Source organism: Amycolatopsis sp. NPDC089917 (assembly GCF_040684635.1).
GTDB lineage: Bacteria > Actinomycetota > Actinomycetes > Mycobacteriales > Pseudonocardiaceae > Amycolatopsis.
Genome location: NZ_JBFBGL010000052.1, coordinates 38752 through 58213 on the forward strand (window position 1 = coordinate 38752; position 19462 = coordinate 58213).

The 19462-nt window shown below is 68.2% G+C and carries 20 protein-coding genes and 1 other RNA gene; 8 read left to right on the forward strand and 13 right to left on the reverse strand.

Translation table 11 applies throughout. The annotated features are described in order from the left end of the window. Window positions 1-13 precede the first annotated feature (13 nt). The 5 genes from hutI to hutH are packed head-to-tail and all read right to left on the reverse strand — an operon-like array spanning window position 14 to window position 6842. Entirely contained in the window at window positions 14-1177 is a 1164-nt protein-coding gene (gene hutI, locus AB0N89_RS30425) for an imidazolonepropionase (protein WP_364211429.1), read from the reverse strand. After that, window positions 1165-2469 (reverse strand): formimidoylglutamate deiminase, encoded by a 1305-nt coding sequence (locus AB0N89_RS30430; RefSeq protein WP_364211432.1) that lies wholly within the window; start codon window positions 2467-2469, stop codon window positions 1165-1167. The genes hutI and AB0N89_RS30430 overlap by 13 nt, the downstream gene beginning before the upstream one ends. Then, window positions 2466-3662 carry an allantoate amidohydrolase gene (locus tag AB0N89_RS30435; RefSeq protein ID WP_364211435.1) on the reverse strand — a complete coding sequence of 399 codons (1197 nt, stop codon included), beginning with the start codon at window positions 3660-3662 and terminating at the stop codon, window positions 2466-2468. Before AB0N89_RS30435 ends, AB0N89_RS30430 begins: the two co-directional genes overlap by 4 nt. Then, window positions 3659-5311 (reverse strand): urocanate hydratase, encoded by a 1653-nt coding sequence (hutU, locus tag AB0N89_RS30440; RefSeq protein ID WP_364211438.1) that lies wholly within the window; start codon window positions 5309-5311, stop codon window positions 3659-3661. Before hutU ends, AB0N89_RS30435 begins: the two co-directional genes overlap by 4 nt. A gap of 4 nt (window positions 5312-5315) precedes the next feature. Further along, window positions 5316-6842: a histidine ammonia-lyase gene (gene hutH / locus AB0N89_RS30445; RefSeq protein WP_364211440.1), complete on the reverse strand. Its 1527-nt coding sequence runs from the start codon at window positions 6840-6842 to the stop codon at window positions 5316-5318. A 176-nt stretch (window positions 6843-7018) separates the two neighbouring features. On the opposite strand from hutH, the gene AB0N89_RS30450 reads away from it, so the two are divergent. Beyond that, on the forward strand, window positions 7019-7804 hold the full coding sequence (locus tag AB0N89_RS30450; RefSeq protein WP_364211443.1) for an IclR family transcriptional regulator: 786 nt from the start codon (window positions 7019-7021) through the stop codon (window positions 7802-7804). Here the strand turns inward: AB0N89_RS30450 and AB0N89_RS30455 are convergent. After that, window positions 7792-8007 (reverse strand): hypothetical protein, encoded by a 216-nt coding sequence (locus AB0N89_RS30455; protein WP_093936178.1) that lies wholly within the window; start codon window positions 8005-8007, stop codon window positions 7792-7794. The genes AB0N89_RS30450 and AB0N89_RS30455 overlap by 13 nt on opposite strands. Before the next feature lie 400 nt (window positions 8008-8407). Here AB0N89_RS30455 and pip point away from each other — a divergent pair, with 400 nt between their 5' ends. Beyond that, entirely contained in the window at window positions 8408-9349 is a 942-nt protein-coding gene (pip, locus tag AB0N89_RS30460) for a prolyl aminopeptidase (RefSeq protein ID WP_364211447.1), read from the forward strand. 46 nt (window positions 9350-9395) lie between these two features. Here pip and ssrA read toward each other — a convergent pair. Beyond that, window positions 9396-9768: a transfer-messenger RNA gene (ssrA, locus tag AB0N89_RS30465) on the reverse strand. A 155-nt stretch (window positions 9769-9923) separates the two neighbouring features. Between ssrA and AB0N89_RS30470 the strand changes: the two genes are divergently transcribed. The 5 genes from AB0N89_RS30470 (at window position 9924) to AB0N89_RS30490 (ending at window position 14201) form a co-directional block, all read left to right on the forward strand. Continuing rightward, window positions 9924-10619, forward strand: a complete 696-nt coding sequence (locus AB0N89_RS30470) for a sensor domain-containing protein (RefSeq protein WP_364211450.1) — start codon at window positions 9924-9926, stop codon at window positions 10617-10619. Continuing rightward, window positions 10616-11755 carry a sensor domain-containing protein gene (locus AB0N89_RS30475; RefSeq protein WP_364211453.1) on the forward strand — a complete coding sequence of 380 codons (1140 nt, stop codon included), beginning with the start codon at window positions 10616-10618 and terminating at the stop codon, window positions 11753-11755. The genes AB0N89_RS30470 and AB0N89_RS30475 overlap by 4 nt, the downstream gene beginning before the upstream one ends. A gap of 52 nt (window positions 11756-11807) precedes the next feature. Further along, the gene (locus AB0N89_RS30480) at window positions 11808-12449 is read left to right on the forward strand and encodes a response regulator transcription factor (protein ID WP_364211455.1); all 642 of its coding nucleotides are present in this window, start codon (window positions 11808-11810) and stop codon (window positions 12447-12449) included. Window positions 12450-12530: 81 nt separating this feature from the next. Then, the gene (locus AB0N89_RS30485; protein WP_364211458.1) at window positions 12531-12782 is read left to right on the forward strand and encodes a hypothetical protein; all 252 of its coding nucleotides are present in this window, start codon (window positions 12531-12533) and stop codon (window positions 12780-12782) included. A gap of 93 nt (window positions 12783-12875) precedes the next feature. Then, window positions 12876-14201: an acyltransferase gene (locus tag AB0N89_RS30490; protein WP_364211461.1), complete on the forward strand. Its 1326-nt coding sequence runs from the start codon at window positions 12876-12878 to the stop codon at window positions 14199-14201. On the opposite strand, the gene AB0N89_RS30495 is transcribed toward AB0N89_RS30490, so the two are convergent. From AB0N89_RS30495 to AB0N89_RS30520, 6 genes are all read right to left on the reverse strand, one after another. Then, entirely contained in the window at window positions 14191-15087 is an 897-nt protein-coding gene (locus AB0N89_RS30495; RefSeq protein WP_364211464.1) for an amidohydrolase family protein, read from the reverse strand. The genes AB0N89_RS30490 and AB0N89_RS30495 overlap by 11 nt on opposite strands. Continuing rightward, on the reverse strand, window positions 15084-15566 hold the full coding sequence (gene smpB, locus AB0N89_RS30500) for an SsrA-binding protein SmpB (RefSeq protein WP_034322147.1): 483 nt from the start codon (window positions 15564-15566) through the stop codon (window positions 15084-15086). Before smpB ends, AB0N89_RS30495 begins: the two co-directional genes overlap by 4 nt. 51 nt (window positions 15567-15617) lie before the next feature. After that, on the reverse strand, window positions 15618-16511 hold the full coding sequence (ftsX, locus tag AB0N89_RS30505) for a permease-like cell division protein FtsX (RefSeq protein ID WP_364211468.1): 894 nt from the start codon (window positions 16509-16511) through the stop codon (window positions 15618-15620). A 51-nt stretch (window positions 16512-16562) separates the two neighbouring features. Next, a complete protein-coding gene (gene ftsE, locus AB0N89_RS30510) occupies window positions 16563-17252 on the reverse strand; it encodes a cell division ATP-binding protein FtsE (protein ID WP_005168409.1) in 690 nt (229 codons plus the stop codon). A gap of 135 nt (window positions 17253-17387) precedes the next feature. Further along, complete coding sequence (prfB, locus tag AB0N89_RS30515) at window positions 17388-18491, reverse strand: peptide chain release factor 2 (protein ID WP_364211471.1); 1104 nt, start codon at window positions 18489-18491, stop codon at window positions 17388-17390. A 66-nt stretch (window positions 18492-18557) separates the two neighbouring features. After that, on the reverse strand, window positions 18558-19058 hold the full coding sequence (locus AB0N89_RS30520) for a helix-turn-helix transcriptional regulator (RefSeq protein ID WP_020633847.1): 501 nt from the start codon (window positions 19056-19058) through the stop codon (window positions 18558-18560). Between the two features lie 187 nt (window positions 19059-19245). Here AB0N89_RS30520 and AB0N89_RS30525 point away from each other — a divergent pair. After that, a partial coding sequence (locus AB0N89_RS30525; protein ID WP_364211474.1) for a hypothetical protein occupies window positions 19246-19462 on the forward strand: 217 nt, incomplete at its 3' end.

Here is a 19462-nt window from a genome sequence, read left to right on the forward strand (position 1 = left end):
GGGACCTTTGCTATCACTTTGACGCGAAAACGCTGGTCAGCAGCTCCCCACGGCGCCACACAGCGGCCGTCAGCGGCACTCCGGGCCGGTACGCCAGATGCGTCGCCGAAGGCGCCTCCAGCACCTGAAGGTCGGCACGTGCCCCAGGCCGCGCGAAGCCCACATCGTCGCGCCGAAGCGCGCGAGCGCCGCCCGCCGTCGCCGACCACACCGCCTCGTCGATCGTCATCCGCATCTGCAGCACCGCGGTCGTTACGCAGAACGCCATCGAAGTCGTGTACGAACTGCCCGGATTCGCGTTGCTGGCCAGCGCGACAGTCGCCCCCGCGTCCAGCAGCCGCCGCGCCGGCGCCAACGGCTGCCGGGTCGACAGGTCGCACGCCGGCAACAGGGTCGCGACGGTGTCCGAAGCGGCGAGAGCCTCGACGTCCGCTTCGCTCAGGTACGTGCAGTGATCGACACTCGCCGCCCCCAGCTCGACAGCGAGCCGCACACCGGGCCCCTCCCCCAGCTGGTTTCCGTGCACCCGCAGCCCGAGGCCGCGTTCCCGCGCCGCCTTCAGCACCCGCCCGGACTGCGCCTCGTCGAACGCGCCGGTCTCGCAGAACACATCCGCCCACCGCACGAGCGGCGCGACGGCGTCGAGCATGTCGCCGCACACCAGGTCCACGTAGGATTCCGCGTCGGCGCCCGGCGGCACCAGATGCGCGCCCAGGAACGTGACCTCGTCGGCCACGTCGGCGGCGATCCGTGCCGAGCGCGCCTCGTCTTCGACGTTGAGCCCGTACCCGGTCTTCGTCTCCAGGCAGGTCGTGCCCTGCTTCGCCGCTTCGTCGACGTGACGTCGCAGGTTCGCCGCCAGCTGCTCGTCGGACGCCGACCGCGTCGCATCGACGGTGACCGCGATCCCCCCGGCGCTGTACGCCTTCCCGGCCATCCGCGCCTCGAACTCGGCGGTGCGGTCTCCCGCGAACACGAGGTGCGTATGGCTGTCCACCCAGCCCGGCAGCACCGCGCGGCCGTCGACGTCGATCCGCTCGTCCGCCTCGGGCGCGTCCGCCGCCGAGCCGACCCACGCGATCGCTTCTCCATCGACGACGACGGCCGCGTCGCGGAGCTTGCCCAGCTCGGCGTCGTTCGTGGTGAGCTCGCCGATACCCGTGATCAGTACTGCCACAATGCCTCGATCTCCTTGGCCAAGACCGTTTCCGGCCGGTCGATCAGCTGGTGTGCGCCATCGCGGACGATCTCGCGCCCGGCGACGACGACGTTCCGGACATCCGCGCCGGAAGCGGCGAAGACCACCCCGGACGGCTCGATCCCGGCGGTCCGCACCGACCCGAGGCCGACCGTGACCAGGTCCGCGCCCGCTCCCGGAGCCAGCTCGCCGACTTCGTCCCAGCCGACGGCGCCGTGATCCGTAGCCGCCGCGAGCAGTTCCTCCGCGGTGAACCGGCCGCGCCGCTCACTCGCGAGCCGTTCGTTCAGTTCCAGCGCCCTGGTCTCCTCGAACGCGTCGACGACCGCGTTGCTGTCGCTGCCGAGGGACAGCCTCACCCCCGCGTCCAGCAGCGTCCGCGCCGGGCCGATCCCGTCGCCGAGATCCCGCTCGGTCGTCGGGCAGAAACACGCGCGGCTCCGCGCCTCCCCGAGCCATTTGATGTCGCCCGCCGTCAGGTGCGTCGCGTGCACCGCGGTGAGCCGCTCGTCCAGCACTCCGTTGTCCCAGAGCAGTCCCGTCGGCGTCCAGTGATAAGCCGCTTGACATTGCTCGTTTTCCGCCCGCTGCTCGGAAAGGTGGATGTGCAGCGGACGATCCGCGGGCGTCCCGTTGTCCACTTCGGACAGTTGTTCTTCGGGGACCGCGCGCACCGAATGGATCGCGCCGCCCACCCGGAACGTCTCCCCTTCACGCATTTCGCCGACTCGTTGCGCCCAGTTCGCAGCCGAACCGTCGGAGAAGCGCTGCTGCACCTCGTCCGGCTCGATGCCGATACCACCCGCCAGATAGCAGGCGTCGAGGAGAGTGAGCCGGATCCCGGCGTCCGCGGCGGCCTCACGCAGCGCCTCACCCATCGCGTTCGGCTCGGCGTAAGGCTTTCCGCCCGGCGCGTGGTGCAGATAGTGGAACTCTCCGACACTCGTGTACCCGGCCAGCACCATCTCGGCGTAGACCCCGCGCGCCAAACGGTAGTACGAGTCCGGCTCCAGCCGGGACGCGAGCGAATACATCCGCTCGCGCCACGTCCAGAACGTCCCGCGGTCGTGATGCGTCCGGCCGCGCAGCGCGCGATGGAACGCGTGTGAGTGCCCGTTGGCGAAACCCGGTAAGGTCAGTCCACTCAGGACAGTTCCTTCGCGAGGCGCGTTCGCCGTCACGGAAGTGATCTTCCCGCCGTCGACCTCGATCCGGACGGCATCGGCGATCCCGTCCGGCAACCAGGCCCGTTCACACCAATATGTCGTCATGTCGACAGTTTTTTCAGGACGTCGGCAAGGGCGTGGGCACCGTGGTCGACGTCGTCGGCCTCGGAGAACTCTTCCGGGGAATGACTGATGCCGGTCGGATTGCGCACGTAGAGCATCCCGGACGGGACGAATCCGGCGAGGATCGCCGCGTCGTGCCCGGCCCCGGTCGGCAGCTCCGGCGGTCCCCCCAGCCAAGTGCCCAGGTCGCGGCGCAGCGCGTCGTCGAAGATCACGTCGTCCGAGTACGACTCCCTGGTGACCTCAACCCTGCACCCTTCCTGACCTGCAGCCTCTTCGGCCAGCTTCGCGATTTCCGCGACCAGCTCGGGCGTCGCCGTGCCCGGCACCCGCGCGTCCAGCCACAGGTCCACAGTGGACGCGATGACGTTGGTCCCACCCGGGACCGGGACGAGCCTGCCGACCGTGGCCCGGGCGTCGGACGTCGCCTTCGCCAGCTTCCGCACGGCGAGGACGGTCTCGGCCGCCGGGATCATCGGGTCGCGGCGATCGCCGATCAGCGTCGCCCCGGCGTGGTTTCCCTTTCCCTGGAAGGAGAATCGCCAGCGGCCGTGAGCGATCACCGTGTTGCCGACGGCGACCGGCGAGCCGAGGTCGATCAGTCCGCGTCCCTGCTCGACGTGCAGTTCGAGGAACCGTCCGATCAGGCCGAGACGCTCGGAATCCCTGCCGACGCGTTCGGGATCGAGGCCGGATTTCGCCGCGGCTTCGGCGAACGTGACGCCGTCAGGGTCACGAAGGCCGCGTGCCTTGTCCGCGTCGATGGTCCCGGTCAGCAACCGTGAGCCGAGGCAGGGCACACCGAACCGGCCGCCTTCCTCCTCGGCGAAGACCACGACGGCGAACGGCTTGGCGGGGCGGAAACCCTTGGCCTGCAGGATCTCCACCGCGTCGAGCGCGCTCGCGACGCCGAGCGGGCCGTCGAAGGCGCCACCGCCGGGCACCGAGTCGAGATGGCTCCCAGTGACGACCGCGTCCGGGCCGGGGGTTCCCCACCAGGCCCAGATGTTGCCGTTGCGATCGGTCTCGACGCCCAGGCCCAGCCGCCCGGCACGTTCGACGAACCACGCGCGGAGCTCGGTTTCGGCCGCGTCGAAGGCGTGACGGGAATAGCCGCCGCGCTTCGGGTCGCGGCCGACGTCCGAAATCTCCGCCAGCAGCGAGGACGCGGTCACTCGGCGTCCCGCATCGGCACGCGCACGCCGCGCTCGCCGGCCACGTCGGCGGCACGGTCGTAACCGGCGTCGACGTGCCGGATGACGCCCATGCCCGGGTCGTTGGTGAGCACCCGCTCGAGTTTCTGCGCGGCCAGCGGGGTTCCGTCGGCCACACTGACCTGGCCCGCGTGGATGGAGCGGCCCATGCCGACGCCGCCGCCGTGGTGGATCGACACCCAGCTCGCGCCCGAGGAAGTGTTGACCAGCGCGTTCAGCAACGGCCAGTCGGCGATCGCGTCGGAACCGTCGGCCATGCCCTCGGTCTCGCGGTACGGCGAGGCGACGCTGCCCGAGTCGAGGTGGTCGCGGCCGATGACGACCGGCGCCTTCAGCTCGCCGCTGGCGACCATCTCGTTGAAGCGCAGGCCCGCCAGATGCCGCTCGCCGTAGCCGAGCCAGCAGATCCGCGACGGAAGCCCCTGGAAGGCGACGCGTTCCCCGGCGAGCCGGATCCAGCGCGCGAGGGATTCGTTCTCCGGGAACAGTTCCAGCATCGCGCGGTCGGTCGCCGCGATGTCCTCGGGGTCACCCGACAGCGCCGCCCAGCGGAACGGGCCGTTGCCCTCGCAGAACAGCGGCCGGATGTAGGCGGGCACGAACCCCGGGAAGTCGAACGCGCGCTCGCAGCCGCCGAGTTTCGCCTCGCCGCGCAGGGAGTTGCCGTAGTCGAAGACCTCGGCGCCCTTGTCGAGGAAACCGAGCATCGCCTCGACGTGCTCCGCCATCGACTCGCGGGCGCGTTCGGTGAACTCGTCGGGCTTCTTGTCCGCGTAGTCCTGCCACTCGTCGACGCCGATCCCCTTGGGGAGGTACGAAAGCGGGTCGTGCGCTGAGGTCTGGTCGGTGACGATGTCGACCTCGACGCCGCGGCGCAGCAGTTCGGGCAGCACCTCGGCGGCGTTGCCGACGACGCCGACGGACAGCGCGCGCTTCTCCTTCTTGGCGGCCTCCACTCGGCGGATCGCGTCGTCGAGGTCGTCGGCGACCTCGTCGAGGTAGCGGGTCTCGACGCGGCGGTGGGCGCGCTGCGGGTCGCATTCGATGACGAGCGCGACGCCGTCGTTCATCGTGACGGCCAGCGGCTGCGCGCCGCCCATGCCGCCGAGGCCCGCGGTCACGGTGAGCGTGCCCTTGAGGGTCCCGCCGAAGCGCTTCTTGGCGACGGCGGCGAACGTTTCGTAGGTGCCCTGCAGGATTCCCTGCGTGCCGATGTAGATCCAGGACCCGGCGGTCATCTGGCCGTACATGGTCAGGCCTTGCGCTTCCAGGCGGCGGAATTCCGGCCACGTCGCCCAGTCGCCGACGAGGTTGGAGTTCGCGATGAGCACGCGCGGCGCCCATTCGTGCGTGCGGAACACGCCGACCGGCTTGCCGGACTGGACGAGCAGCGTCTCGTCGGCGTCCAAAGTGGTCAGCTCGCGGGTGATCGCGTCGAAGCTGGCCCAGTTGCGGGCGGCCTTGCCGGTGCCGCCGTAGACGACCAGGTCCTCCGGTCGCTCGGCGACGTCGGGGTCGAGGTTGTTGTGGAACATCCGCAGCGCGGCTTCGGTCTGCCAGTTCTTCGCGGTGAGCGTGGTACCTCGGGCGGCACGGACCGTGCGGGTCATGGGCTCAGACCTCCAGTTGGGCCGCGGCGAGGACGGCACCCGACGCGACGAGTTTTTCGGCGGCGGCGATCTCCGGCGCCAGGTGACGGTCGGGGCCGGGGCCCTCGACCTTGGTACGGACGAGATCCCGGACCCGGCCGGTGATCGGCGACGGGACCAAGGGCGCGCGCATGTCGAGCGCCCGCGCGGCGGTGAGCAGCTCGACGGCGAGGACGGTGTTGAGGCCCTCGACGGCCTTGCGCAGCTTGCGCGCGGCGGACCAGCCCATGGAGACGTGGTCCTCCTGCATGGCGCTGCTCGGGATCGAGTCGACCGACGCCGGCACCGCGAGACGCTTGAGTTCGCTGACGACGGCGGCCTGCGTGTACTGGGCGATCATGTGGCCGGAGTCGACGCCGGGATCGAACGCGAGGAAGGGCGGCAGGCCGTGCGAGCGGGCCTTGTCGAGCATCCGGTCGGTGCGGCGCTCGGCGATGCTGGCGACGTCCGCGAGCGGGATGGCGAGGAAGTCGAGCACGTACGCGACCGGGGCGCCGTGGAAGTTGCCGTTCGACTCGACGCGGCCGTCGGACAGCACGACCGGGTTGTCGACCGCGGAGTGGAGCTCACGCTCGGCGACGAGTTCGGCGTGCGTGAGGCTGTCGCGTGCGCCGCCGTGCACCTGGGGCGCGCAGCGGAGGGAGTACGCGTCCTGGACGCGGTTGCAGTCCGGGCCGCGGTGACTCTCGACGATCTTCGAGTCCTGCAGCGCCGTCCACATGCGCAGGGCGCTCCGCGCCTGTCCGGGGTGCGGGCGCAGGGCCTGGAGGTCGGCGGCGAAGGCGCGATCGGTGCCGAGGAGCGCTTCGACGCTCATCGCCGCGGTGATGTCGGCCGTGTCAAGAAGCTTGCGCAGGTCCGCGGCGGCCAGCAGGAGCATGCCGAGCATGCCGTCGGTCCCGTTCGTGAGGGCGAGGCCCTCCTTCTCCGCGAGAACGACCGGCTCGATCCCAGCGTGCTTCAGCGCTACGCCGGCCTGGACGACTTCGCCGTTGTACTCGACCTCGCCCTCCCCCATCAGCGCGAGCGCGACGGCGGCCAGGGGCGCGAGGTCGCCCGAGCAGCCGAGGGAGCCGTACTCGTGGACGAGCGGGGTGATCCCGGCGTTGAGCAGGGCCGCAAGCGCTTGCGCGGTCCCCGGGCGGATGCCGGTGTAGCCGCTGGTGAGGGTGCGGAGGCGCAGCAGCATCAGCGCGCGCACGACCTCGGTCTCGACGACCGGCCCCGCACCCGCCGCGTGCGAACGGATCAGCGACCGCTGCAGGGCGGTGCGGCTCTCCAGCGGGATGTGCCTGGTGGCGAGCGCGCCGAAGCCCGTCGAGACGCCGTACGTCGGCGTCTCGGCGTGGGAGAGGTTGTCGATGTGCTGCCGCGTCGCGGCGAGGTTCTTCTCGGCCGCTTCGCTGACCGCGACGGGCGAGTGGTCACGGGCGACCGCGACGACCTGTTCGGGCCGAAGCGGTTCGGACCCCAGAAGTACGGTTTCCGGCATAGGCCCATTGGACAACGCCATGCCCGCTGGTGGGCGGCCCCAACCGGTGGTTGTGTCTGGTATTCAAGACACACCCGGCGGGAGCAAGGGACCTTTGCTACCGCTTCTCTCAACGTTGAGACAGGCGGTAGCAAAGGTCCCTTGCTACCGCTCGCGGGACGAATCAGGAGGTCGACGTGGGTGACAGCAGCGAGGTACCGGCACTCAGACGCGGCCTCGGCATCCTTCGCGCGCTCGCCGCCCGCCCGGGCCCGGTGTCGGCGGCCGCGATCGCACGCGAACTCGGCCTGCCGCGCTCGACGACGTATCACCTGCTCGCCGAACTGGAGGCCGCCGGCTTCGTGACGCACCTGCCGGCCGAGCGCCGGTACGGCCTCGGCATCGCCGCCTTCGAACTCGGCTCGGCCTACCTGCGGCACGACCCACTGGAACGGCTCGCGGTCCCGCTGCTACGCAAACTCGCCGATCGGGTCGGCCACACCGCGCACCTCGGCGTCCTGCACGGCAACGAGTCGCTCTACCTGGTGAAGGAGCGCCCCACCCGCCCGGAAACCCTGGTCACCGAGGTCGGCGTCCGGCTGCCGGGGCAGCTCACGGCATCAGGCAGGGCGATACTGCGCCACCTGCCGTCGCCGCACGTGCGCGCGCTCTTCCCGGCCGCGTCGGCGTTCGTCCTGCGCACCGGCCGCGGCCCGCGCACTCTCGCCGAACTGCGCCGCACACTGAACGCGGAAGGCAGACTGGGCTGGGCGGTCGAAGACGGCCACGTCACCGAGGGATTCGCGTCGGTGGCGTGCCCGGTCTTCGACCACGGCGGACGGCCGATGGCCGCGATCAGCGTGACCCTCCGCCACCTTTGCCCAGGCAGTGAAGGCTGCGAGGAAACTTGGCCCGACCTCGCCGAAGAGGTCCGGCTGACCGCGGCCGAACTGACCACCCGGATCGGGGGTCAGGTCCGCTGAACGTGCTTCTTCTGGACTCCCTCGAGACCGAGCATGGCCAATAGTTCCGCACAGTCGATGGCGTCCGAGGCATGCCCGGCGACAGTCCTGGCGGCTCTGCCGTTCTGCAGGGTGAGGCGGACTTCTTCCTCCGCGCGCACGCCGGCCATCCGGCTCTGGTCTTCTGCGGGATCGGGACGACTGGAGTGCCTAGCCCAGGTCATCTGCCACCTTCTTCCGGCCCTCCGGCGACACGGGGTCGTTTCGTTAGAGAGCCATGGTCGGACACTCAGCATGACACCTCACCCAACCAAGATCACCATTGAGGGTGAATCGAGATGAAATCGACCTTGATTTAGCTACCCTCCGTGATTCACAGAAATCTTTCAAAGCTTCGGTCGCGACATTCGTGGGATCGCACGTTTCTGCGGGAAATATTCAGACTGCTTGGTCGGCGTCGAGGAACGGCGTCACGAGACGGAGCAGTTCCCGAGGCTGGCCTGTCGCTGGAGGTCCCGCTGGCGGCGTTGCGGGCCTGGGCCGAGCAGCACATGGCCGAGATCGATCGCGCCAACGCCGTCGCCGACGATGCGTAAGCCGGCCCTTTTGTCAGACGATGGGCTCATGTATCCGGAGATTGAGCCCCACGCGTCTGGTCACCTGGACACCGGTGACGGCAACCTCGTGTACTGGGAAGAATGCGGAAACCCCGACGGCAAACCCGTGGTGTTCCTGCACGGCGGCCCCGGTGGCGGCTGCTCACCGTCGCACCGACGGCTGTTCGACCCGTCCGCCTATCGGATCGTCCTGTTCGACCAGCGCGGGTGCGGCCGGTCGCTGCCGCACGCGTCGGCGTCGGGTGATCTTTCGTCGAACACGACCTGGCATCTCGTCGACGACATGGAACGCCTTCGGGAGTCTCTGGACGTCTCGCGGTGGCAGCTCTTCGGCGGGTCATGGGGGTCGACGCTGGCCTTGGCGTACGCCGAGAAGTACCCGGAACGCGTCTCGGAGTTGGTGCTGCGCGGGGTCTTCACCCTGCGTTCGTCCGAAGTGGACTGGTACTACCGGGGTGGCACGGCGCGCGTCTTCCCAGACCTGTGGGAGAAATTCACGGCGCCGATCGCCGGGCTCGACGGCGATCCCGTCGAGCTGTACGCGAAGCTGCTCGCCGATCCCGACCCCGAGGTGCACGGCCCGGCCGCTGTCGCGTGGAGTACCTGGGAGGGCGCGACGGTGACACTGCTTCCCCAGCCCGATTTCGTGGCGAAGTTCGCCGTGCCGGAGTTCGCGCTGGCGTTCGCGCGGATCGAGAACCACTACTTCGTGAACAACGGGTGGTTCGAGGAGGGGCAGCTGATCCGGGACGCCGCCGTCTTGAAGGACATTCCCGGCGTGATCGTGCAGGGACGGTACGACCTCGCCACGCCCGCGGTTTCGGCGTGGGACCTGCACAAGACCTGGCCGCGATCGGAACTGGTGATCGTTCCGGACGCCGGGCACGCGTACGACGAGCCCGGCGTACTGGCCGCGTTGCTGGAGGCGACTGATCGGTTCCGCGACTAAACAGAAGCGGCCCCACCCCGCGAGGGGTGGAGCCGCTTCGGCGAACCAGTGGAGGTGCCGGGAATTGAACCCGGGTCCTCTGGCGCATCACCAGGACTTCTCCGTGCGCAGTCCGCTCTGTCTCTACTTGGCCCCTTCAGTCACGCGAACAAGCTGAAGTGACGAGCCCAGCCACTGTTTGATTCCCAACCACACCCCGTAGCCGAGTGTGACGGTAAGCCTCCTAGCTGATGCCGGTGACCGGGTCGGAGGCGACCCCGGACCGACAGAGTTGCTCTACTGCTTAGGCAGCAAGAGCGAACTCGCGCTGGCTCTTAGGCTCGGCGCTTATTGGTTTGCGATGACGCTTACGGTGGTCTCTCGCCTGCACCGGCACGCTTCTCCTGATTCAACGTCCAAAGTCGAAACCGTTCACCCCCTTGGTGGGACACAACCTGTACATCATAACGCGGTCGGCAACCGGGTTAATCCCGCAGGTGGGGCTAGCCCCACCGGGCAGATGCCCGTGAGCACCATGTCGGCGGGCGCCCGCGAGCGCGATGCTTGTCTCCTCGACCAGGAGAGGAGCACGACCATGAGTTCGCTGGCGGCCGAGCGGGAGCTGAGCAGGTCCGATCCGTCGTTCGGCGGCTCGCTGGTCTACCTGCTGATGAACCTGCCGATGGGCATCCTTGCCTTCGCGCTCCTGATGGCGTTCATCTGGGCGGGGATCGGCACGGCGATCGTCTGGATCGGGCTGCCCATCCTCGCGCTGGTGATCCTGACGGTCCGCGGCGCGGCCCGGATGGAGCGCGCCCGGGTGTACGCGCTGCTCGACCGCTACATCGACCTGCCGTACCTCCCGCTGCCCGCCGGCAGCCAGTCCGTGCGGTGGAAGGCGCGGCTGAAGGACGCCTCGACCTGGCGCGACCTCGGCTACTTCTTCCTGCTCTTCCCGCTCGGGGTCATCGAGTTCGTGCTGGTCACGGTGTTCTGGTCGACCAGCCTCGGCCTCGCCGGCCTGCCGATCTACTACCGCTTCCTGCCCGGCGGCGAGTATCGCTTCCCGAACTGGGAACACGCGTGGTTCACCGTCGACTCGACGGTCTCGGCGCTGCCTTGGGCGGCTCTCGGCGTGTTGTGCGCCGCCCTGTCGGTAGCGTTGACGAAGGCGCTGGCGGGGCTGCATGCCCGGCTGGCCACGGCGTTGCTCGGGCCCACTCACGCCCAGCGTCGTCGTCTGGAGGATTCATGGGGCGAGGTTCCGACGATGAGCACGGTGAACGGATGACGATCGATCAGCAGATCCGGCAAGTCGACATTCCGCGGCCCAGGCCGTTGAGGTCGATCGTCTACATGCTCGTCAGCTTCGTGTTCCGGCTGATCCAGTTCATCTTGATCATCGTGGGCCTGGCGGTCGGCATCGGGACGGCGGTGGTGTGGATCGGCTTCCCGATCCTCATGGCCACGACCAACTTCATCCGCTGGTCCGGCGACCGCGAACGCGGCTGGGCTCGGAAGATGCTCGAAACTCCGCTGGAGCCGGTCGAGCGCCTCCCCACCGAAGGGCTTTCGCTGGTCAAGCGCTGGCTGACCCGGCTGACCGATCCGACGACATGGCGCGACTTCGCCTACCTGATGGTCGCGCTCCCGATCGCCTGCGTGGAACTCCCGATCGCGATCGCGTCGATCGTGCTGCTGCCGATGGCGATCTGGGTGACCCCGTGGATCGGGTGGCTGCACGGCAACCTCGCCCACTCCCTGCTCGGCCCGAACCGCACCCAGCGGCTGGAGCAGAAGGCCGAGCGGCTGCAGGCGTCGCGGGCTCGCGGTGTCGACGCCGCCGAGGCCGAACGCCGTCGCATCGAACGCGATTTGCACGACGGCGCCCAGCAGCGTCTCGTGGCGGTCGCGATGAGCCTGGGCCGCGCGAAGTCGAAGTTCGACCAGGACCCGGACGCCGTGCGCGAACTCATCGACGAGGCACATCTCGACGCCAAGCTGGCGGTGTCGGAATTGCGCGATCTCGCCCGGGGCATCTACCCGGCCGTGCTCGGCGACCGCGGCCTCGACGCGGCGTTGTCCGCGCAGGCCGCGAAATCCCCGATCCACGTCGACGTGGAGGTGGACGTCGAACCGCGCCCGCCCGCCGCGGTCGAGACGACGGCGTACTTCATCGTCGGCGAGACGCTGACGAACATCGCGAAGCATTCGGGCGCGACCGAAGCGGGTGTGAAGGTGTGGCGCACCGAATCGATGGTGATCGTCGAGATCACCGACAACGGGCACGGCGGCGCCGAAGTCCGGCCAGGTGGCGGGCTCGCGGGCCTCGCCGACAGGGCGGCCACGATCGACGGCGTGATCACGGTCGTCAGCCCGCCCGGCGGCCCGACGGTGATTCGCGCGGACCTGCCGTGCCAGTGGTGACCGGTTCGTGAGTGAATAGGCCCTGCCGTTCACTCACGAACCTGGGGGCAGGATGCGGGTTGTCATCGCCGAAGACGCTGTGCTGTTGCGCGCGGGGGTGATCCGCCTGCTCGCCGACGAGAACATCGAGACGGTCGCCGCCGTGGACAACGGCGACGACCTGCTCGGCGCGGTCAAGGAGCACCGGCCGGACCTCGCGATCGTCGACGTGCGCATGCCGCCCACCTTCACCGACGAAGGCCTGCGCGCGGCTCTGGGAGCCCGTGAAGCCGTTCCCGGCCTGCCCGTTCTCGTGCTTTCCCAGTACGTCGAGGAGAGCTACGCCGTCGAGCTGCTGTCCGGCGGCGCGGGCGGAGTCGGTTACCTGCTCAAGGAACGCGTCGCCGACGTCGGAGATTTCCTGGACGCGGTCAAACGTGTCGCCGACGGTGGCACGGCCATCGACCCGGACGTCATCGCGCAGCTGATGGCGCGGGGCCGCAAGAACCCGCTCGACGCGCTCACCGCCCGCGAATCCGAGGTGCTCGGACTGATGGCGCAGGGCCTGTCGAACACCGCCATCGCGAACTCGCTCGTCGTCTCGCACGGCGCGGTCGAGAAGCACATCGGCAACATCTTCTCGAAGCTCGGCCTCGAAGCGAGTTCGGTGGAACACCGCCGGGTCCGCGCGGTGCTCACTTACTTAGGACGCTGAAGTAGCTCTTGGTGGCGAAGCAGTCACTCACCTAACATGGGCAGACTGATGGTGAGAGACGAGCCGAACCAAGGAGGACCCATGACCGACCGGCCCTCCCACAGCGCCCGTTTCTTCGGCGGTCCCCTGGACGGACGAGTCCAGGAACTCGGCGACACCGAACCGATCGCGGGCACCGTCCTCAAGCACGTCCATCTGCACGACGGGCCGAAGATCGAAACCCGCTACGAACTCGGCCTCGCCGAGGACGACTGCTGGGAATTCCGGCTGTGCCAGGCACCGATCCCGGAGCCCGCGCCGCGGTCCGAGCCCGAAGCCGACGGTGTGGGGTAGGGAAAACTCCACCTTCGAAGGACGAAAACAGGAAGGCCGATACGGCGGCCCGCACTGCTGTTTCCCGGCATGGAAAGCACCAGGCTTCTTTCCATGCACACAAGCCGGAAACAGGGCCGGGACAGGTTCCTGGACATCGTCCGAGCGGTCGCGATCCTCGCGGTCGTGGTCCAGCACTGGGGTATGCCGGTGCTCTCCTACGCGGACGGCGAACTGTCCACCGGGAACGCCCTCGCGACCCCGGACTGGTGGGTCGTCACCTGGCTCAGCCAGGTCATGCCGCTCGTCTTCTTCGCCGGCGGCGCGGCGAACCTGATCTCGTTGAGCCGCGCGGAAAGTTCCCGTTCCTGGCTCGCGGCCCGCCTCAAGCGGCTGATGATCCCGGTGCTGCCACTGGTGGCCGTCTGGCTGTTCGTCCCGGACATCCTGCGCGGGATGGGCATCCCGGAGCAGCCGTTGCAGGTCGGCGGCGCGATCGCCGCCCAGCTCCTCTGGTTCCTGGCCGTGTACGTGCTCACCGTGCTGCTCACCCCGCTGATGGTGACCGCGCACCGCCGCTGGGGCCTCAAGGTCCCGCTCGTGATGCTGGCCGCCGCCGTCCTCGTCGACGTCGCCCGCTTCAACGACCTGGGCCTGATCGGTTTCGCCAACGCCATCTTCGTCTGGGTCGCCGTGCACCAGCTCGGTTTCCACTACGCACAGGGTCGTCTCGGCTCGCTGAGCCGCAACGCCGCGCTGGGCATGTCCGCAGCCGGATTCGGCATCACCGCGCTGATGGTCGCCTTCGGTCCGTACCCGGCCAGCATGATCGGCATGCCGGGTGCGCCGGTTTCGAACATGAGCCCGCCGACCGTGCTGCTGGCGTTCCTCGCGATCGGGCAGATCGGTCTCCTGCTGGCCTTCAAACCGCAGCTGAACGCTCTGGCCGCCCGGCCGGCCCTCGACGCCGCTCTGAAGTGGATCGGCCCGAAGTTCATGAGCGTCTACCTGTGGCACATGCCGGCGCTGATCGTCGTCTCCGGTGTCGCGGTCTACGGCCTGGGTTACGAAACCCCCGAACCGGGTTCCGTGCTGTGGCTGACGATGGTCCCGGCCTGGCTCGGCGCCTGCGGGCTGGTGCTCCTCGGTCTCCTGCGACTGTTCGCCCGCTTCGAAACGCAGTCCTCCGGCCCGGCCTCGACCGCGCAGACGCCTCAGCTCGTCCTGGCCGGGCTGGCGATCGCCGGTGGCCTGCTCGGGCTGGCCGCGCACGGTTTCGCCCCGCTCAGCGACGGTCTCGCCCAGGGCCCGGCGCCGTGGGTGGCGCTGGCGACGGCCGGTTTCCTCTTGGCGGGCAAGCAGGTCCCGGTCACGGAGCTGGGGACGCGCCTGCTCGGCCGCGCGGTCTCGGTCACCGAAGTGGCGCAGCTCAAACGCTGAGCAGTTTCGCGGGGGTGTCGTGCAGCACCGCCCGCAGGAAAGGCTCACCCAGGCGATCGTCGGCCGCCCAGCCGGCGATCGCCTGCAGCTGTGTGGCGTACGGGTACGGGATGTTGGGGAAGTCGGTGCCGAACACGACGCGATCCGGGAACTCCGCCAGCAGATCCGTCCAGTCCGGCGGGAGCGGGTTGCCGCGCAAGGAGAACTCGACCCCGACCATCGTGGTGTCGAGGTGCACGCGCGGATACTTCCGGGCCAGCTCGAACGCGAAATCGATCTCCGGCATCCCGGCGTGCGCGAGCACCAGCGTCAGGTTCGGATGCCGCACCAGGATCTCTTCGAACAACCGTAGCCCGGTGTAAGCGCCCTTCAACGGACCGTGTCCACAGTGGACGACCACCGGGACACCCGCGTCCGCCAGGGCGCCCCAGACGCCGTCCAGCAGTTCGTCACGTGGGTCGTAGGCGCCGACCTGGACGTGTGCCTTGAAACAGCGTGCGCCCGCGCGCAGTGCACCGTCCACAACGGACAGCGCGGACGGCTCGGGGTAGAACGTGCCGGTCGGGACGGCGTCCGGGACGCGTTCGGCGAACTCCAGCGCCCAGGACGTCAGCCATTCGGCCATTCCCGGCTTGTGCGGATAGACCAGCGGCGCGAACTTGCGCACGCCGAACGAACGCAGCGTTTCGATCCGCTCCGCTTCCGACGTGCGGTAATGCACCGGCCAGGCCGTGCCGTAGTGCTCCTCGGCCTGGTCGAAATAGGCCCACACCTTGTCCATGACCGGTTTCGGCAGGAAGTGCACGTGGATGTCCACGAGCCCGTCGATGCCCAGCGCCGAGATCCAGCCGGGGATCTCGGCGTCCGACGCGGGCCCGTGGATCAATCGTTGTACCGGCCCTTCAGCGCCCGGCCCATGGCCCGGCTGATGGTGCGGTCCGCGTCCCGCTTGGCGATGTCCTGCCGCTTGTCGTAGGACTTCTTGCCCTTGGCCAAGGCGATCTCGACCTTGACCTTGCCGTCCTTGAAGTACATCGACAGCGGGACCAGGGAAAGGCCGCTCTCCTTGGTCTTGCCGATGAGCTTCTCGATCTCCTGGCGGTGCAGCAGCAGTTTCCGGGTGCGCCGCGGCGTGTGGTTCGTCCACGTGCCCTGCACGTACTCCGGGATGTGCACGTTGCGCAGCCAGACCTCGCCGTCGTCCACCGTGGCGAACGCGTCGGCCAGTGATGCCCGTCCTTCACGCAGGCTCTTCACCTCGGTACCGACGAGCACGAGACCGGCTTCGTAGGTGTCGAGGATGGAGTAATCGTGGCGAGCCTTGCGGTTCGACACGATCACCTTGTGTCCACGTTCCTTGGGCATAGCGGCGACTCTACGTGATTTCCTGTGTTCGGGCAGGTGGTTATCGGGCGGCTAGTGGCGCACGTACAGACGCAGCGTCACGTAGCCGGTGATCGCCGAGATGATGACCGAGACGGCGATCAGGATCGGCGCCACCGGGAACAGCAATTCGAGCATGCCGACCGCGGGGAACACGTCACCGGTGAGCACCAGGTCGAGCAACAGCACCTTGGTGAGCACCAGGAAAACGATACCGATGAGCGCGCCGACAAGGCCGGCGACCACCGCCTCCAGGAGGAACGGCAGCTGGGTGTACCACCGGGTCGCGCCGACCAGTCGCATGATGCCGACCTCGGTGCGCCGGGTGAACGCCGACACCTGGATCGTGTTGGCGATCAGCAGCAGCGCGGCGATGGCCATGATCAGCGCGGCCCCGAACGCCAGGTTCCGCACACCGTTGAGCGCGTTGAACACGCGGTCCAGTGCCTTCTGCTGGTCGTCGACCTTGCTGACGCCGGGTTTGCCGGTGTACTCCTGGATGATCGCCTGGCTGCGCTCGGGGTTCTTCAGCTTGACGTGGAGCGACGCGGGCAGCGCCTCCGGCCCGGTCAGCGCGAGCAGTTCCGGCTGGCTCTCGAACATCTTCTTGAACCGCTCGTAGGACTGCTCGCGGTTCTCGAACACGACCGACTCGACACCGTCGTTGGCCTGCAGATTCTGCCGCAGCGACTGGCAGGCGGACTGCGAGCAGTTCGGGTCACCCGAGCTGATGTCGTTGACCAGATAGACCGAAACCTCGACGTCGGCGAGGAAGTTGGCCTTCATCTTGTCGATCGTTCCGACGGCCAGCAGACCGAAGCCGAGCATGGCGAGGGAGACCGCGGTGGTGAGGATCATCGCGATGGTCATCGTGACGTTCCGGCGCAAGCCGGTGACTACCTCGCTGAAGACGAAACTGGCGCGCATCGGGGTTGATGTCCCTTGGAAGTCGTGGGTTACGGAGGAGGGCGGGGCCGGTCAGCGGCCGATGCCGTAGACGCCTCGGGCGTCGTCACGGATGACCTTGCCGAGCTGGAGCTCGACGACCCTTCGCCGCATCGAGTCCACGATCGAATGGTCGTGGGTGGCCATGAGCACCGTGGTGCCGGTGCGGTTGATCCGCTCCAGCAGCAACATGATGTCCTGGCTGGTGTCGGGGTCCAGGTTCCCGGTCGGTTCGTCGGCGAGCAGCACGAGCGGGCGGTTCACGAACGCACGGGCGATCGCGACACGCTGCTGCTCACCACCGGAGAGTTCGTTGGGCAGGCGGTCGGCCTTGCCGTCGAGCCCGACGAGTTCGAGGACCTCGGGGACGACCTTGCGGATCGTGGGGCGCGGCTTGCCGATGACTTCGAGCGCGAACGCGACGTTTTCGGCGACGGTCTTGTTCGACAGCAGGCGGAAGTCCTGGAACACGCAGCCGATGGTCTGCCGCAGCCGCGGCACCCGGCGACGGGCGAGCTTGGCGACGTCGAAGTTGGAGACCATGACGCGACCCTTGCTCGGCACCTCTTCGCGCAGCAGGAGACGCAGGAAGGTCGACTTCCCGGATCCCGAGGGACCGATCAGGAAGACGAACTCGCCTTTGTCGATCTCGACCGACACCCTTTCGAGGGCGGGACGGGTCGAGGTCTTGTAGACCTTGGAAACCTCTTCGAGCCGGATCACGGTTCGGCATACTACCCATGCCCGTCGTTAAGCCCGGGTAGCCCGGTCCCGGCGGCCAAGCGAGCAAGGGACCTTTGCTGTCACTCTCTCCCGGAAAGTGACAGCAAAGGTCCCTTGGTCTCTCACGCAGGGTTGTTACGCGGCTCCGGACTGCTTGCGCCAGCGGATGCCCGCCTCCAGGAAGCCGTCGATCTCGCCGTCGAGCACGGACGACGGGTTGCCGACCTCGAACTCGGTCCGCAGATCCTTGACCATCTGGTACGGGTGCAGCACGTAGGAACGCATCTGGTTGCCCCAGCTGGAGCCGCCGTCCTTGAGCGCGTCCATCTCGGCGCGCTCCTCTTCCTTCTTCCGCTGCAGCAGCCGCGCCTGGAGCACCTTCATCGCGGCGGCCTTGTTCTGCAGCTGCGACTTTTCGTTCTGACACGAAACGACCACGCCGGTCGGGATGTGCGTGATCCGCACCGCCGAGTCCGTCGTGTTGACGCTCTGGCCGCCGGGGCCGGACGAGCGGTAGACGTCGACGCGGATGTCCTTTTCGGGGATGTCGACGTGGTCGACCTCCTCGACCTCGGGCATGACCTCGACGTGCGCGAAGGAGGTCTGGCGGCGGCTCTGGTTGTCGAACGGCGAGATGCGCACCAGCCGGTGCGTGCCCTGCTCGACCGAGAGCGTGCCGTAGACGTAGGGAGCGCTCACCTTGAACGTGGCGGACTTGATGCCCGCCTCTTCCGCGTAGGAGATGTCGTAGACGTCCGTCGGGTAGTTGTGCCGCTCCGCCCACCGCAGGTACATCCGGAGCAGCATCTCGGCCCAGTCGGCCGCGTCGACGCCACCCGCTTCGGACCGGATGGTGACCACGGCGTTCCGCGGGTCGTACTCACCCGACAGCAGGGTGCGGACCTCGAGCCCGTCGATGTCCTTGGTGAGGGACGTGAGCTCGGACTCGGACTCGGCCACGCTGGCGGAGTCGCCCTCGGCCTCGGCCAGTTCGTAGAGGACGCCCAGGTCGTCGAGCCGCTGTCGCAGCTCGGAAATGCGTCGCAGCTCACTCTGCCGGTGGGACAACTGGCTGGTGACCTTCTGCGCCGCTTCGGGGTCGTCCCAGAGGTTCGGGCTGGACGCCTGTTCCTCCAGCTCGGCCACCTGGGCACGCAGCGCATCGAGGTCCATCACCGACTCGATCTGCGTCAGCTTGCCGGCCAGGTCCTTCAGTGCTGCATCGAACTCATCACTCACGTCGGCCAAGGTTACGGCAAAACCCACGACCGGTTGCGGGGAACCGGCCGTGGGCACCTGTCCGGGTCAGGACTGGGGGATGGAATCCAGCAGTTTCAGCGCCGCTTTCGCCTGCGCCTGAGCGAACTCGGCGACCGCCTTGGCGTAGGGACCGTCGGCGCCCTTGGTGGCCGCCTTGGCCTCGTCGAGCTGCTGGGTGTAGCTGGCGCGCGCCGACTCGAGCAAGGTCGAGCGCTGCTTCACCGTCAGCGAGCCGGCGTGCACGAGACGCAGGATCAGCGGGCTGCGGAGGTGGTCAGGACCGGCTTCGGAGGACAGCCACGTCTTGAACGCCTTCTTGCCCGCCGCGGTGATGAGGTACTGCTGGCTCGACCGCGGGCCCTGCTTGCCGAGACGGACGAGGCCCTCCTTCGACAAGGCGGGGAGCTCGCGGTACACCTGGCTGCGGGTCACGCTGAAGAAGGCGCCGAAACGCTCACCCGCCCCCGCGACCAGTTGCCCGCCCGTGGCGGGACCGTCGTGGAGAAGACCGAGCAGTGCGGCGGCTGTTGCATTCAATTCGGACACGTCCTCTACGGTCCCACTTTTCGGAACCTGTGTCCACTGTGGTCAGCACATCTGTCCATTGTGGCTAGTGATATGCGCTCATTCGGCCCAACGCACTACGACTGTCCACAATGGACCGAACACGCTGCGCAACCGGCTTTCGCCACGGACAGCGGCAGACGTCCCCCGCTCCGACCAATGACGACGGGTGATCGACCCGGAGGGCACGCACACCGCGAAACCAGGAAAAGAAGAAGCGGGGGGGGGGGGGTTTGGGGGGTGCGGGGGGGTTTTTTTGTTTTTTGGGGGTGTTGTTTGGGGTGTGTGTTTTGGGTTGGGTTTCGTCCGGTTTATCTGGGCAGGATATTTGGTTTTTTTCATTCGGTTGGTTCCGGACTTCTTTTTCAATGCGATAGGGGTACCCC